The sequence below is a fragment of the Haladaptatus pallidirubidus genome, assembly GCF_020700235.1.
Classification (GTDB): Archaea; Halobacteriota; Halobacteria; order Halobacteriales; family Haladaptataceae; genus Haladaptatus; species Haladaptatus pallidirubidus.
The window spans coordinates 2,021,369-2,036,345 of the sequence record NZ_CP085301.1; the positions used below are offsets into that span (position 1 = coordinate 2,021,369).

At 59.3% G+C, this 14,977-nt stretch carries 17 protein-coding genes; 9 read left to right on the forward strand and 8 right to left on the reverse strand.

Annotated elements, in window-relative coordinates:
* Positions 1–76: 76 nt before the first annotated feature.
* Together LIX15_RS10990 and LIX15_RS32790 are read right to left on the reverse strand one after the other, a co-directional pair.
* A complete protein-coding gene (locus LIX15_RS10990) occupies positions 77–1,855 on the reverse strand; it encodes an asparagine synthase-related protein (protein ID WP_227773232.1) in 1,779 nt (592 codons plus the stop codon).
* Positions 1,856–1,992: 137 nt separating this feature from the next.
* Positions 1,993–2,118, reverse strand: a complete 126-nt coding sequence (locus tag LIX15_RS32790; RefSeq protein WP_265338366.1) for a hypothetical protein — start codon at positions 2,116–2,118, stop codon at positions 1,993–1,995.
* 185 nt (positions 2,119–2,303) lie between these two features.
* Between LIX15_RS32790 and LIX15_RS10995 the strand changes: the two genes are divergently transcribed.
* Positions 2,304–3,626, forward strand: coding sequence for a M28 family peptidase (locus LIX15_RS10995; RefSeq protein ID WP_227773233.1), 1,323 nt, complete (start codon positions 2,304–2,306; stop codon positions 3,624–3,626).
* Positions 3,627–3,734: 108 nt separating this feature from the next.
* Positions 3,735–3,932: a hypothetical protein gene (locus tag LIX15_RS11000; protein WP_227773234.1), complete on the forward strand. Its 198-nt coding sequence runs from the start codon at positions 3,735–3,737 to the stop codon at positions 3,930–3,932.
* A 40-nt stretch (positions 3,933–3,972) separates the two neighbouring features.
* On the opposite strand, the gene LIX15_RS11005 is transcribed toward LIX15_RS11000, so the two are convergent.
* The gene (locus LIX15_RS11005) at positions 3,973–4,500 is read right to left on the reverse strand and encodes a DUF6789 family protein (RefSeq protein ID WP_227773235.1); all 528 of its coding nucleotides are present in this window, start codon (positions 4,498–4,500) and stop codon (positions 3,973–3,975) included.
* A gap of 89 nt (positions 4,501–4,589) precedes the next feature.
* Here LIX15_RS11005 and coxB point away from each other — a divergent pair, with 89 nt between their 5' ends.
* From coxB to LIX15_RS11020, 3 genes are read left to right on the forward strand one after another with little or no spacing between them, the layout of a single operon-like run.
* Positions 4,590–5,360 (forward strand): cytochrome c oxidase subunit II, encoded by a 771-nt coding sequence (gene coxB / locus LIX15_RS11010; RefSeq protein ID WP_227773236.1) that lies wholly within the window; start codon positions 4,590–4,592, stop codon positions 5,358–5,360.
* Positions 5,357–7,828 (forward strand): cbb3-type cytochrome c oxidase subunit I, encoded by a 2,472-nt coding sequence (locus LIX15_RS11015; protein ID WP_227773237.1) that lies wholly within the window; start codon positions 5,357–5,359, stop codon positions 7,826–7,828. Before coxB ends, LIX15_RS11015 begins: the two co-directional genes overlap by 4 nt.
* A gap of 2 nt (positions 7,829–7,830) precedes the next feature.
* Positions 7,831–8,091 (forward strand): cytochrome C oxidase subunit IV family protein, encoded by a 261-nt coding sequence (locus tag LIX15_RS11020; protein WP_227773238.1) that lies wholly within the window; start codon positions 7,831–7,833, stop codon positions 8,089–8,091.
* 13 nt (positions 8,092–8,104) lie between these two features.
* Here the strand turns inward: LIX15_RS11020 and LIX15_RS11025 are convergent, their stop codons facing one another.
* Together LIX15_RS11025 and LIX15_RS11030 are read right to left on the reverse strand one after the other, a co-directional pair.
* The gene (locus LIX15_RS11025; RefSeq protein ID WP_227773239.1) at positions 8,105–8,563 is read right to left on the reverse strand and encodes a hypothetical protein; all 459 of its coding nucleotides are present in this window, start codon (positions 8,561–8,563) and stop codon (positions 8,105–8,107) included.
* A 65-nt stretch (positions 8,564–8,628) separates the two neighbouring features.
* Positions 8,629–9,384, reverse strand: coding sequence for an SIR2 family NAD-dependent protein deacylase (locus tag LIX15_RS11030; protein WP_227773240.1), 756 nt, complete (start codon positions 9,382–9,384; stop codon positions 8,629–8,631).
* Positions 9,385–9,508: 124 nt separating this feature from the next.
* Between LIX15_RS11030 and LIX15_RS11035 the strand changes: the two genes are divergently transcribed.
* Both LIX15_RS11035 and LIX15_RS11040 read left to right on the forward strand, forming a co-directional pair.
* Positions 9,509–9,907: a universal stress protein gene (locus tag LIX15_RS11035; protein WP_227773241.1), complete on the forward strand. Its 399-nt coding sequence runs from the start codon at positions 9,509–9,511 to the stop codon at positions 9,905–9,907.
* 176 nt (positions 9,908–10,083) lie between these two features.
* Positions 10,084–11,814 carry a cbb3-type cytochrome c oxidase subunit I gene (locus LIX15_RS11040; protein ID WP_227773242.1) on the forward strand — a complete coding sequence of 577 codons (1,731 nt, stop codon included), beginning with the start codon at positions 10,084–10,086 and terminating at the stop codon, positions 11,812–11,814.
* Positions 11,815–11,884: 70 nt separating this feature from the next.
* Here LIX15_RS11040 and LIX15_RS11045 read toward each other — a convergent pair whose 3' ends face one another.
* Both LIX15_RS11045 and LIX15_RS11050 read right to left on the reverse strand, forming a co-directional pair.
* Positions 11,885–12,046 (reverse strand): hypothetical protein, encoded by a 162-nt coding sequence (locus tag LIX15_RS11045; protein ID WP_227773243.1) that lies wholly within the window; start codon positions 12,044–12,046, stop codon positions 11,885–11,887.
* A 294-nt stretch (positions 12,047–12,340) separates the two neighbouring features.
* Entirely contained in the window at positions 12,341–12,832 is a 492-nt protein-coding gene (locus LIX15_RS11050) for a DUF6789 family protein (protein WP_227773244.1), read from the reverse strand.
* A gap of 144 nt (positions 12,833–12,976) precedes the next feature.
* Between LIX15_RS11050 and LIX15_RS11055 the strand changes: the two genes are divergently transcribed.
* Complete coding sequence (locus tag LIX15_RS11055; protein ID WP_227773245.1) at positions 12,977–13,822, forward strand: aldo/keto reductase; 846 nt, start codon at positions 12,977–12,979, stop codon at positions 13,820–13,822.
* Between the two features lie 20 nt (positions 13,823–13,842).
* Here LIX15_RS11055 and LIX15_RS11060 read toward each other — a convergent pair whose 3' ends face one another.
* On the reverse strand, positions 13,843–14,307 hold the full coding sequence (locus LIX15_RS11060) for a DUF6653 family protein (RefSeq protein ID WP_227773246.1): 465 nt from the start codon (positions 14,305–14,307) through the stop codon (positions 13,843–13,845).
* Between the two features lie 75 nt (positions 14,308–14,382).
* On the opposite strand from LIX15_RS11060, the gene LIX15_RS11065 reads away from it, so the two are divergent.
* Positions 14,383–14,937, forward strand: coding sequence for a SprT-like domain-containing protein (locus LIX15_RS11065; protein WP_227773247.1), 555 nt, complete (start codon positions 14,383–14,385; stop codon positions 14,935–14,937).
* Positions 14,938–14,977 lie beyond the last annotated feature (40 nt).

A 14,977-nucleotide genomic window follows, 5' to 3' on the forward strand; every position in this document is an offset into this window, starting at 1 on the left:
ATGATGGTCAAATCAACTGTATTTGAACTTCTTATCTGGGATCATTATACCATGGATAATTTAAATATACTCGCTATCACGCTGGTACGCTTTGGCCCGCGGACGGACGGAGCGTGTCCAGGTGCTTCTGCAACCAGAGTTCGACGGTCGTTAGCGCTGAAATTGGCTTGATGTAATCTCCTCGTTCGTCCAGATGCTCGCGCTGGAGGTCGCGTATCCCGTCCGAATTGAAAATGTCGCGGGTGCAGGCGTCGTCGAGGAGGTCGTTGATGAACGCTTGCATCTTGGTATCCGTCCGATACCAAATGCCCATCTGCGACGTGGTTTGGCCGAAAACTCGCTTTTTCACGTTGTCCGTGACGAATCCCGCCGCGTGAAGCGCGAGCGGAGAGGTCGGCGGGCGGTTCGTCCGGTTGTACGGTACGTTCGCCGCAGCTCCGGCGACTCGACGGGCGACTTCTAGTTTGAGCGGCGCGACGGCGGACGGAACCTTGCCGCGAGTGCCGGGAATCGAACCGATTCGATACCGATCGTACGGCATTCGCGCGACGTGGTTCATGAACTTCCCGTCCGCGAACGGGACGCGAGTTCCGGCTTGACTTCGATAGAGGCGATTCGACCGGAAGTGGGAGTCCGCAAAAATTTCCCACAGTGCGTCGAGCGTCCTGTGTTCTCGTCGGGGCTGTGTGCTTCTTTCGACCACGCGTCCGAGCGATTGGTTTGGGGAAACATCCGCGGAAAGGAGGGTTTGCACGTCAGCGGGGGATAACTGACTTTTTAGGACTGAGAGGGCGTCAACCGGTTGTTTTCCGGTCAGATACGAGCGATACATCACGTCGCCGAAAAATTCGCCTTGACTGCTTCCTTCGAACAGCACGTCTACCTGTCCGGAGACGCTGTTCAACGAGGGCGCGAGATTGACGAAAAACGACCACTGTAACATCCCGTCCATGATGTCCACGCCGCGTTCGATGGCGTTCACGAACTCTTCGACGGAGTAGTCGTGAAACTGGTTCGGAAGTTCGAGCGAGTCGGCGACGCGCTCCGCACCGATTCGGTCTTCCTGCGTCGCAGAATTGTCGTAGGTGAACGTCTGAACGGGGCCGATTTCGTCTTTCAGCGCGGCGGCGAGCGTCCTGCTGTCCAGTCCGCCGGAGAGCCACACCCCCGCTCGTCCATCGATAGTGTCCGCGACGTTGCCGACGACCTCGCGGTAGCGTCGAACTGCCTCATCGACGTACCCCTCCTGTGGCGCGATGCCGAAGTCGGGTTCCCAGTATCGCTGCGTCTTGACGTTACCATTTTCGTGGTGTAGGTAGGTGGCGGGCCGAAGCGAACGAACGTCCGAAACGAGCGTTTTTCGACCGTACACGTACCCCATGTGGAGCAAGTCGCTCACCCCCCGTTCGTCCACTCGCGGGTCGTGCAGTTGCGTGACGAGCGATTTGAGTCCGCTTCCGAACAGGAATCCGTTAACCATCGAGTAGTAGCACGGTCGCGTCCCGATTTTGTCGGTTGCGACCACGGTAGAGGTTCGGTCAGCGACTGCAAGCAGAAACGGGCCACTGAGTTCCGGAAGCGTGCGATCCGGGTCGGCAAGCACCCGTTCGAAGATTTCGGCGGTCGAAAGCCCCAACTCGGCGCGATTCGACACCACGCCGTGAAGGACGCCGATCCGGTCGCCGTCTCGCCACGTCGTCCATCCGCGTGCGTCTCGCTCGCCGTGGTGAACGAGTCCGATACGATAGTCGCCAGTCGAGAGTTCGGCGGTTCCATACCACGATTCGTCGTCCATCGCGTCTACCATCTCGCCGATAGCACGACTGCTGACGGTACCACCAGTTACGCCGGGCATAGCAAAACGGTTCACCACTGCCTATATTGTTATGAGACGCCTTCGGGGGAATTAGACCGCACCTTCGGCGAATGGTAGGCCAACAAAAAGGAGGTTGAGTTGGTCTACTTCGGTCAATTGGTCAATCGTTCGAACAGCTAGTTCGATTCGGTTGTCGCGTCTTGTGCGACGACGAGATCGAAGGAATCACAGTCGGGTTCGTCATCGGGCGTCAGATACCCCTCGGCGAAGCCAGTGTACGCCTGTCCGCCTTCGACTTCCACGTCGAACGTCGGGTCGGCAAGCCGCTCGACGGCCGTGCCGTCCGAGTCTGGTCTCCGCTGAAAGATAGCCGTTCAGTTATCGACCGCGGGCCGTTCCGTATTCCGTCGTTAGGAGTGGCGCGGCCGATTGCTGTAAGGCGTGCCGGGTTCAGGAGGTTCTTGGTGCCTGCGCGGGACGAACTACCATGCCAAGAATACCAAAATCGGTCGCCGGAGACGCCGTCACGAGCACGGAATCGTGGGACACTCTCGAAGCGCTCGTCTCCGTCGGCAACCGGATGGCGGGGCAGTCGGGCGAAGCGGAGGGCGCGGAAATCATCGCGGCGACCTTCGAGCGCGGCGGCGTGCGCGCCGTCGAAATCGACGAGTTCGAGATTCCCGGTTGGTGGCGCGGGTCGTCCTCGCTTTCGGTCGGTGGCGAGACTCTCACGGCAGATCACGAGGTCGTCGCGCTCCCCGGAACGCCGAGCGGCGAGGCGACGGGCGAACTCGTGGACGTCGGCTACGGGCTCGCCGAGGATTTCGAGAAACACGATTTGGACGGCAAAATCGTGATGGCCTCCAGCGAGACGCCGGAGGACCGCGGGCGCTGGATTCATCGGATGGAAAAATACGTCTGTGCGGCGAACGCGGGTGCGGTCGGATTCGTCTTCCGAAACCACGTCGATGGTTGTCTTCCCCCGACGGGGGAAATCGGCTACCACAACCGCCCCGGTCCGATTCCGGCGGTCGGCGTCTCCGCCGAAGTCGGGGCACGACTGCTCCGCGAGCACGAAAATGATGACGCGACGGTCTCCGTCGAGTGCCGAAACGAGCCGACGAGTTCCAGAAACGTCGAGGCGGTCGTCGGCCCTGACACGGACGACGAAGTGCTCGTCACCGCCCACATCGATGCTCACGACATCAGCGAGGGCGCGAACGACAATGGGGCGGGAAGCGCGCTCGTCGCCGAAATCGGGCGGATACTGAGACAGGTCGAACTGGATACCCGGGTTCGACTCGTCACCTTTGGGTCGGAGGAAATCGGCCTCTATGGCGCGTACCACTGGACCGAAACGCACGATCTCGATTCGGTGAAGTGCGTCATCAACATCGATGGCGCGGGAAACTCCCGAAATCTCGGCGTCGGAACGAACGGGTTCGCCGAACTCGGCGAAACGTTCGAAGAAGTGACCGAAGACATGCAAGTCCCGCATTCGACGCACGACGGAATCAGTCCGCACGGCGATCAGTGGGCGTTCGTGCAGGAAGGCGTTCCATCCGTAATGGCTTACTCGCGTTCGGGGGGAAGCGGACGCGGCTGGGGCCACACGCACGCCGACACGCTGGATAAACTCGACATCCGCGACCTGCGGGCGATGGCGCTCGTTCTCTCGAACGCGGTCGTCGCGGCTGCGGAAGAAGAACGCGAGATTCCGCACAAACCCCGCGAGCAGATTCGGGACGGCATCGACGAGGGCTACGTCGAGGAGTTGAAACTCGGCGGTCGGTGGCCATACGACAAGTGACTTGGGTCGGGTGACACCGTCCGAGAATCGGCTTCCGTCCCCCGAATAGCACCACCATGCCAATGCAAGCATGGAGCCTTTTACCCGTAAGCGCCGTTTTTATGTATGATGACCACCATCGACCTCAGTGACAGCGACATCAACCGTCTCGTTTCGATACTGTCGGAATACCAGATGCAGACGGGGAAGGACGTCGAAGACCTGCTCGAAACGTTTCAGCAAGAGAAACAGGAACCGGAAGAGGTGTACTCGACGTCGATGCAACCGCCCGACGAGAGCAACGAAAACGAGTCGTCGTGGGAGTAGAATGAGAAAGGTCAGGGGAATGGACGCGAAAGTGTCGGGCTTACACCAACGTGGTCGGGCGTTTCGACAGATAATCGAAGACGGCCCCGAGTGCGAACCCGTAGGCGAAGTGAGAGAGCAGGGTCAACACGAGATACAGCACGAGCAGGAAGCCGGTGTAGCCGTCGTAGAACGCGAGGGCGAATCCGGTCCAGAGGACGAACCCGTAGGGGATGCCCTTCGTGGCGTACTTTTCGCCCGGCAGGTACGAACCGATGGAGGCGAACAGAAGCGGCCACGTCACCATTCCGCCGCCGAGGAAGACGAGGTAGCCGACCGCCGCCGGATTCGCGGGAAATAGCACCCCGGTTCCGGTGAGGTCGGCGAGAACCGCGAACGAGTTCAAATCGAACGCGTTCAGGGTTGCCGCGACCATGAGAACCGCGGTCATGACCGCGGTGCCGACCAAACCGCCGACGGCGCCGATGAAGCCGTCCACGACGATTCCGGTGAGGCTGTCGAAATCCGGTTCGGCGGTACCCTCGCTCACATCGACGTCCACGACGGGTTGGGTGTCATTATCTGCCATGTGGAATGGTACCACTTCGAGTGACAAAAATCTTCTCGGTCCAAGCTCCGAAACTCCTAAGATAATGGAAGATCATTAATAATAACGGGATGCTGGAGCACATCCGCCTTTTCCCACTTCACGACGGTGCGAGCGGCCTCATTCCACGCGGAACGCGTGCGGAGGTGTTCCAGCAAATTTTCGGCGTGTTCCTCCTCCTCGGTATTCTCGTAAGCGTCGTCGTCATCGGCTACATGCTCTACACGGCGTATTCGTATCGGGACGGCAACGGAACGCACGAGTTCGACCCGCCGAGACTCGGCGAACTTCCAACCGGCAGCGACGGCGGACGAAAATTGCTCTTTTCGTTCGCTCTGAGCGGCATCATAGTCGTTTCGCTCGTTCTTTGGACCTATGGAACGCTCCTCTACGTCGAAGACGACACGTCGGTCGAAAATCAGGACGCGATGCACGTCGAAGTCGTCGGCTCGCAGTTCAACTGGGAGTTCGTCTATCCGAATGGACACGAGACCAGCACGCTCCGAGTTCCGGAAGGGAAGACGGTTCGGCTCACCGTCACGTCCACCGACGTGTTCCACACGTTCGGCGTCCCCGAGCTACGCGTAAAGACGGACGCGATACCGGGACAGCAGACCGATACGTGGTTCGTCGCGGACGAGACGGGAACCTACGAGGTTCGGTGTTTCGAACTCTGCGGCGCGGGCCACTCCTACATGACCGCTGATGTCGTGGTGATGGAGCGTGGTGAGTACCAATCGTGGTATGAAAACACCGACGATTCGGCGAACAATTCGACGGGCAACTCCGTGAACAACCCTTCGAACAGCTCTGTAAATCAGATGGAAACCAGCTCAGCATGACCGATGAAACCCACGCCCACGGTGCATTTCCCCCGACGAGTTCCATCCGACGATGGCTCGTCACGACGAACCACAAAGATGTGGGTATCCTCTACACGATTACCGCCCTCTTTTTCCTCGTATTCGGCGGAATTCTGGCGCTGTTGATGCGACTTCAGTTGTGGACGCCGGGAATCGGAATTCTCTCTTCGATGTCGTACAATCAGGCCGTCTCAACCCACGGGCTCATCATGATTTTCTGGTTCCTCTCGCCCTTTGCGTTCGGCTTCGCGAACTACGTCGTTCCGCTCCAAATCGGCGCGAAAGACCTCGCGTTTCCGCGACTCAACGCGCTGTCGTACTGGCTCTACCTCTTTTCTGGAATCCTGCTCGGCGTCTCCTTCTTCCAAGGCGGGAGTTTGGCCGGGGGGTGGACGATGTACGCGCCGCTGAACCTTCCTGTCTACACGCCAAACATCGGGGCATCGACGGCGGTGCTGGCGCTGATACTGTTCGTCGCCTCGGTGACGGTTTCATCCGTGAACTTTCTGACGACGATGCACCGAATGCGCGCGGAAGGGATGACCCTCTGGCGGATGCCGCTGTTTTCGTGGACGATTTTGCTCACGGTGTGGATGATGCTGTTCGCGTTCGCGGCGCTTCTCGCGGCGTTGCTCATCCTCGCCTCCGACCGACTGCTCGGGACGACCTACTTCACCGCACAGGCGGGCGGGTCGATTCTCTGGGCGCACCTGTTTTGGTTTTTCGGCCACCCCGAGGTGTACATCGTCTTTTTCCCGGCCGTTGGCGTGATGGCGGAAACGTTCCAGACGTTCACCGGCAGGCGACTCGTCGGACGAAAATGGTTCATCTTGGCGATGATTCTCGTGGCAATTCAGAGTTTCATGGTCTGGATGCACCACATGTTCCTGACAAGCATCAACCTTCAAATCAAAACTCTGTTCATGGCGACGACCATCGGTATCTCGCTTCCCTTCGACCTGATGGTATTCGCGCTCATCTACACGATGATTAAAGGTCGCGTTCGATTCGTCACTCCGTTTCTGTTCTCGTTCGGCGCGCTTTTACTGTTCATTCTCGGCGGCGTTACGGGTGTTTTCCTCGGCGCAGTCGTCCTCGACTACGAGTTTCGGGGTACTTACTGGGTCGTCGCGCACTTTCACTACGTGATGGTCGGCGGCGTGACGGCGCTCGTCGGCGGTCTCTACTACTGGTTCCCGAAGATGTCGGGGAAGATGTACGACGAGTTCCTCGGTAAGGTTCACTTCGCGATGTACTTCGTCGGCTTCAACCTCCTCTACTTCCCGATGTTCATCGCGTGGGAGACACCGCGACGGGATTTCGTCTACGACCCGGCGTTTATCCCGTGGCACCAACTGTCCACCGTCGGCGCGTTCATCCTCGGAACATCGTTCCTCGTGATGTTCTACAACCTCTCGAAAAGTCTCGTTGCGGGCGACCCTGCAGACGGCAATCCGTGGTCGTACTCGACGACGACCGAATGGGCAATTCCCTCGCCACCGCCGCTCGAAAATTTCCCCGGCGTTCCGAGCTTCGCGGACGGGACGCTTCGATTTACACGCGAGACGAGCGGGGAGCGAACCGCGTTAGACAGCGGAGTCGCGGACGGAGCGACCGACGGGGGGATGGTTGCATACGAAAGCGCACGAACACAGGCGACTCGCAGTGGCCGCGGCGGACACGACGAAGACCACGCGAGCATCTGGCCCGTCGTCGTCAGCGTCGGTGCCTTTTTCACGTTTCTTGGACTGTCGGGATTCGAGCAAGGCCAACTCACCGGTGGAATCGCGTATCTCGTCGCACTCGGCGGCGGACTCGCGCTCGGCGGGTTCGCGCTCGTCTCGATGGCCAGAGAGCGATTCCGCGGTCCGGAAGGGCCATTCGGCGAGAGTTGGCCCTTCGCGGGCGTGGAGAACACGAAACTCGGGATGTGGATTTTCCTCGCCTCCGACGTGGTGCTGTTCGGCGCGTTCATCGGTTCGTACGCGTTCATCCGCGTCGCGAGCGGGTGGGTGCAGTGGGAACCAGTTCCCCACGACCCGCTGCCCGGACTGGCGAACACCTACCTCCTGCTCACGAGTAGTTTCAGCATCGTGCTGGCGCTCGTCGCGGCGGAACGAAACAGCAAGCGCGGACTCGTCGCCAGCCTTCTCATCACGTTCGCCCTCGGAGTTGCCTTCCTCGTGAACAAGGCCCTCGAATGGCAGGAGTTGTTCCACGAGGGATTGACGTTTTCCAGTAGCGTCCGAACTTCGACGTTCTACCTCACGACGGGACTGCACGCCGCGCACGTCATTGTCGGCCTGTTCATCGTGTTGTACCTCGTTGGCAGAGCGTGGAACGGGGCGTATCTGGACGACGAGAGACCGGTGGAGTACTTCGGCCTCTACTGGCACTTCGTGGACATCGTCTGGCTGTTCCTCTTCCCCCTGTTTTACATCCTGTAACCATGACCGACGCAAAACTCTACACGACGATTTACATCGTGCTGTTCGCGATGGCGACCGTACAGGTTCTCGTCGAGTTCGCGGGATTCACGTACTGGACTGCCTTCGCAGCAATCATCGCGCTGTCGTTCACGAAAGCGCTGCTCGTCGCGGGCTACTACCAGCATCTCCGATCCGAACCGCGGTCGATTTCGCTTATCGTGCTGGTCGGCCTGCTCGCGGCGCTAGCGTTGACGCTCGCGGCGTCGTACTCGATTATGTGACGTGGATGCACATTCACGCCGTAACGAGTTTGAGCGTCACGACCGCGATAAACAGCACGCCCCACACCCACAGCGCCGCGAGCGTCGCCTGTGCGCTGTCCAACCCTCTAGAGCGGGTGGATTGGTAGGTTCCCCAAAAGACGTATCCGGCGAACAGCGCAATCGAGAGCGAAACGACCGCCAGCCACGCGGTTTGCCGCACTGACGCCGAAACGGCCGTTCCGCTGACGAACAGGATGGCCCCTGCGCCGATTCCGAGAGTGAGGAACAGAAAACAGAGCACCCAGACGGTCTGATTCGCGCCGACCGACCGAAGCAGTTCGAACTCGGCTTCGCCGTCGTTCCAATTCGCATCGGATCGTTTCGACGCGGTGTACTGCTGCCAATCCCTCCCGCGAATCAGTCCGAGACCGAGCAGGACGAGCAGGAATCCCATCACGAAGGCGCTGACGAAGTAGCTCGACGGTGCCATACGTTATCATCTATCATTAGACTTCCAACCGCATAACTATTCGCCCGGCGGAATGTGAACTGCGATCAGTCGGTTACTTCCTCACACAGTGCAGGGAGCACATTGGTCACATTCCCGCGAATATCGAAGTCGGCAACCGCGCTGAACGTTGTTTCGTCGAAGTTCACGACGGCGGTCGTCGCATTATTTCGCTCGGCGATTCGCGGCAGTGAGGCCGCCGGTTCGACGGAGAGCGACGACCCGATTGCGAGGAAAACGTCCGCTTCCCGCGATAGTTTGCGGGCGCGTTGGAGGTCGTTTTTCCCTAACTGCTCGCCGAACAGCACCACGTCCGGTTTGAAAATTCCGTCACAATCCCGACAGCGCGGCGCTCGCGCTCCCGATTCGACGCGTTCCCGAACCGGGCCAGCGTTGGTTCGGCGACCGCAGGAGTCGCAGACGACGTGGTGGGCGTTGCCGTGCAGTTCGATGAGTTCGGCGGATGTCGCGGCCGCGCTCTCGTGTAGACCGTCGGTGTTCTGCGTGACGAGCGCGTGGAGGTAGCTTCCCTCGGCGAGTTCGCGGAGTGCGTCGTGGGCGGGATTGGGTTTGATTCCGTCCCCGAACATCGTTTTGTGAAGTTCGACGCGGTCTTCCCAGAATCCCGCAGGGTCGTTGCGGAATCGGCGGTAATGAAAATCCTCAGGGTCGAAGCGGCTCCAGATGCCGGAGTCGCTCCGAAAATCCGGTATTCCCGATTCGGTACTTATACCCGCACCGGTAAGCACGACGACGGATTCGGCGTCTCGGACGTTCGCCGCGAGGGGTGCGACCTGTTCCATACGTCTGTATCAGGAGCGGCGGAGTTGAATAGCTGTGGAAGTTTCGGCGAGCGTTCGACGCGGAAAAGTATCATCATTTTTCCCTGCCATCCACTTTATATCACCCCCGGTTCTCTTTCCGCGCATGACCCACATCGTCGTCGGAACCGACAGCACCGAGACGAGCGAGAAAATCTGTGCGTATCTCCGGTCGCGGCTCGACGGGAACGAGTCCATCTCGGTTCTCAACTCGCTCCACGGTGGTAACGACGAGGAGAAAGTGAGGGACGGACAGGAAGCCCTGTCGGTCTTCGAGGAACAACTGGCGGAACTCGCGACCGTCGAGACGGAACAGAACACGGCGGCCAGCGACCCGGCGCACGACATCCTCACGCTCGCGGACGCAGAGGACGCCGACGAAATAATCATCGGGCTGAGTCAAAAGCGAAGTCCGGCCCAGAAGGTGCTGTTCGGCAGTATCACCCAATCCGTGCTTACGCAGACGGACCATCCGGTCGTTGGTGTTCCGCTGAAACCTGACTGAGACGGCGTCCGATTTCGGTCTGTTCCCGTTTCGGTTCGGATTTCCAACCCGATTCCGTTTTCACTCCGTGAGAATGGCCCGGAGGATTAAGAGACGTCCGTCCCAACCACCGGCTATAACCCGTATCGTGCGGCAACCATCGCCAGCATTCGACGACATCGCGCACCCGACTACAAATGAACCTCTTCGGTGAAGCCGCCGCTGGTGCAGGACTCGGTATCGCACTGGTAGCGGTCGCACTCTGGCTGTCTCGTTCGATAGATGAGCAAACGAAGGTCTCAAATCCCAAACCCGACGGGGGATACGCCACTGGTTTCGAATCTGGATATGGCAAGCCGGCCGGCCTCGTCAGGTGGATAACGACGGTTGACCACAAGGATATCGGCGCGCTCTACCTGTTATTAGGCGCGGTAGCGTTCTTCTGGGGCGGCACGGACGCCATGATGATTCGGACGGAACTGTTCACCTCGCAGGTGGACGTGTGGAACGCCGAAACTTACAACGGCCTGTTCACGATGCACGGCGTCACAATGCTGTTCTTCTTCGCCACGCCCGTCCTGTTCGGGTTTGCGAACTACTTCCTCCCCCTGCTCCTCGGGGCCGACGATATGGCGTTCCCCAGACTGAACGCTATCGGGTTCTGGCTCCTCCCGCCAGCGCTGCTGTTGGTTCGGTTCGGCCTCATTTCCGACGTAGGAGGACACATCATCCAACCCGTTCTGGGGCAAGCCGCCGCACAGCCGTTTTTCGAACTCAAGCCGCCCGAAACCGGGTGGACGATTTACACGCCGCTTTCGGCCGAACAGCCGAATCCGACTATCAACTTGATGCTCCTCGGCCTGCACCTATCCGGGGTTAGCACCACCATCGGGGCAATCAACATCATCGCCACGACGTTCACGCAGCGGGAAGTCGAGTGGGCCGAGATGGACATCCTGTCGTGGACGTTCCTCACACAGGCCGGACTCATCCTGTTCGCGTTCCCACTGCTTGGCAGTGCCCTCATCATGCTCCTCCTCGACCGCAACTTCGGCACCACCTTCTTCGCGGTCGAAGGCGGTGGGCCGATTCTGTGGCAACACTTGTTCTGGTTCTTCGGCCACCCCGAGGTGTACATCCTCGTCCTCCCGCCGATGGGGCTGGTTAGCCTCATCATTCCACGGTTTACCGGACGACGACTGTTCGGCTTCAAGTTCGTCGTCTACTCGACGCTCGCCATCGGCGTCCTCTCGTTCGGCGTCTGGGCCCACCACATGTTCACGACCGGCATCGACCCGCGAATCCGGGCGAGTTTCATGGCCATCTCGCTGGCGATCGCGGTGCCGAGCGCGGTGAAGGTATTCAACTGGATTTCGACGATGTGGAACGGAAACGTCAGGCTGGAAGCTCCCATGCTGTTCTGCGTGGGGTCGATCGCGACGTTCATCATCGGCGGCGTGACGGGAATCTTTCTCGCATCGATTCCCGTCGATTTGGTGCTTCACGACACCTACTACGTCGTCGGCCACTTCCACCTCATCATCATGGGGTTGATTCCGTTCGCCATGTTCGCCGCCGTCTACTACTGGTTCCCGCTGTTTACGGGGCGGATGTTCAACAAGACGCTCGCGCGAATCCACTTCTGGCTCACGTTCATCGGCGTGACGATAACGTTCAACGCGCTCATCGTTCTCGGGATGCTCGGCCTCCCGCGCAGATACGCGGAGTACTTCCCGCGGTTCGAACCCCTCCAGCAGGTCGCAACGGTCGGCGCGGTCATCATCGCGCTCGGAACGATGGTCTGGATGTGGAACATGCTCCAGTCCTACCGAAAAGGGCCGATTGTTACGGATGCTGATGTATGGAATTTAAAGGAGTACGGCTTCTTCACCGGCGAATGGCAGTGGTTCGAGAAGCGGTTGAAGTAGCGACGTTACTGCTTGTTTTCGCGAGAGAGTGATACTCTGACTGCCAAGTAACCGTATCCCCTCGTCGCGGTCACTCGGCGGTTCGAACCGTTCCATCCTCGATGCGGACGACGGTGTCGAACAGGCGGCTCAGCTGCGGATCGTGGCTTATAGTGACGGGTGCGGTTTCAGTGACGGCGCGGAGAGTGAGAAACGGGGTAATCTCCGAACCCGTTCGCAGTTCGCTTGGCAACTCTCCCCAACTGTGTGGAATATCGTTCGGTATCCGACAAGAGACTGTCCCGAACGCCGGGAAACACGATCGTTTTTAGCGGAACAGGTGACGCAACCGGCCGAAAGAAGACGCACCTGGCGAACAAAACGGGTTTCCTTCTCAGATGTTGGTTAAGATCGTTTTGAGAGCTTTGTTCGCGTCCGACGAGCAGCAGACCGTTACAGAATGTTATAACAGGGGGACAAGGAACGTGTCGGGTCGATGTCAATGCAGTGCAGGGATGCGTATAACGACCACTTCGAAGAGAGACTGTTACTGCGTTGTCGGTTGGTGCGTAAATCGCGCATATAGAATACCAAGTGAATAACCGTAGGCGAGATGGGCGAGCAGAGTAAAAACCAGATAGAGGACGAAAAACGGCCCTTCGAGCTGTAGGCCCGCCGACCCCAACAGGAGGAACGCGGCCCAGAGAATCAGCGCGAAAACGATGCCGCGGATTCCGACGTCCTCCCCGGCCGGAATCACCCGCAGGTTGTCATCTATCGCCGCGAACAACAGGGGCCAAACGACAACGCCAGCGAAGACGAACACCGCGAATCCGAGGTACAGTTGGCCTGGCATGCCAACGAACTCGGCGACTGCGGCGGGGACGCCGAGTGCGAATCGGGTTTCCGCCTCGGCGATGGTGAAGATAAACAACATCAGGCCGGTACTTACGATACCCGCTTTGAGGGTTTGGAGCGCCTCCCAAACGGCGGGTGGGAGGCCGGATTCATCGTCGAATCCAGCGACTTCCTGTGACATACTAACAGGCATGAGCGGAAGCGATTTATAAGTACTGCCATTTCACCGGGAATCAACGCGGTGGGGTTCGATAGCGCAGTTTCCCTCGATTAACCAATTCAGTTTGCCAAAAGAGGTTACCCATTGTCTCACAATCGTCCGTGCATGGCACTTGAAAACGAGAGCGACACGTTCGACATCGGCGGCGAGATGACCGTTCATCGCCTGGGATATGGTGCGATGCGGCTCACCGGCGAGGATATCATCGGCAAGCCCGACAGCGAGGAAGAGGCGCGTCGCGTCCTCCACGAAGCGATTTCTCTCGGCGTGGATTTCATCGACACGGCGGACTCCTACGGCCCCTGCGTCAGCGAGCGACTCATCGGGGACGCCCTGCATCCCTACCCCGATAATTTGGTCGTCGCGACGAAAGGGGGGCTCCTGCGAAACGACGACGGGGATTGGCTCCCCAATGGGGACCCGGACTACCTCAGAAACGCGATTTTGGGTAGTCTCGATCGCCTCGGAACCGACAGCATCGACCTGTACCAACTTCACCGCCCCGACCCGGACGTGGAGTTTTCGGACTCAGTACACGCGCTCGCGGAACTCAAGGACGAGGGGAAAATCGACCACGTCGGCCTGAGCAACGTGGACACAGACCAACTCGAAACGGCCCGCGACATCGTGGAGGTTGCGACCGTGCAGAACCAGTACAACGTGGCCAATCGCGAACACGAAGAAGTCCTCTCGGCCTGCGAGGACGCCGGTATCGGGTTCATTCCGTGGTATCCGCTCGGCGCGGGCGATTTGGGCGACAAAGCCGACGCACTGCGCGAGATTGCAAACGACCACGGCGCTTCACAGCGACAAATCGCGCTGTCGTGGTTGCTCCACCACTCGCCCGTCACGCTCCCGATTCCCGGCACGTCGAGCGTGGAGCATCTCCACGCGAACGTCAAATCGGCCTCGATCGAACTTTCGTCGGACGAGATGGAACGGTTAGACTGAACAGCGCGGCGAGAACCGAATTAGGCGAGTTGTTCGCGATTTGCGTCGTAATACCGCGCCATCTCGGCGACGAACCAGAATTTGAGTCCGGCGGAGACAATGGTACAAATAGCCGTTTTTCGAGGGTTCCGTTGGTACGCCGAATACAGCCCGTACAGGAAAATCGGGACGTTAAGCCTGTTCAGCACGTTCGGATAGCCGGATTTGCCGCCGTGTGTGAGCCAGAGCTGTTCGCCGAGAACGCCTCTAAACATCCAGCTCTCCGCCACGGCTTCGGGGTCGGGTTTCGGGAACAGAACCGGATTGACGATGACGAACAGTATCGTTAGTCCTAGCAGTTTCCAGTCGTGGCGGTAGAGCGATATCATCAGCACGGGATACGACAGCACCCGCGACCAGCCGCTTTTCGGGTTCGAATGGCGTTCCCAGAACGATTGTATCAGCCGCTCCCGCGATTGGGACGGCTCGTTTCGTACCTCTCTCATACGCGGAGTATGTCGTCGAGGAAGAAAAGGTGTGAGAGAAAATGTGAGAGGGAGCGTTATGGTTTTTCGGTGAGAATGCCACGACGAATGGAACCGACGACGCGCGACGAATTGCTCTCCGCCGCGAAACGTTACGCGGAGGGGGTTCCGATAGAGGTCGAGTTGTCGCAAATCGACTGGGAGTGTTCGGAGCGCGCAGTGCGTCGTGCCGGTGCCTGTCTCTACGACCCTCGAACCGAAGCAGTCACGATTCGACTGACGTGGAGCGCCTACCGCGCCTTCGGCTGGGAGGAGTTCACCGAAACGATTCGACACGAACTGGTTCATGCGTGGGAGTTCCAGCAGTTCGGCGAGTCGGGGCACGGGACTCGGTTTGCGGAGAAAGCACGAGAACTGGCCGCACCGCGACACTGCCGAACGTTTTCGGAGGCTCGACTTCGATTACGTTGTTCGTCCTGCGATTGGGATGCGCGCCGGTATCGCGCATCGGAGGCGGTTAAGCATCCGACAGAACGACGATGTGGTGCCTGTGGTTCGCGCTATCGAGTCGAACACGTGGAAAGCGGGAGATGCTGGCGAACTCACGCGGGGTATCTGGTCTCGCGCAGAAAACTCGACGACGAGTGGTGAATCGGGGATAGACGGTGGTTTTCGACCTCACTCGGAAACG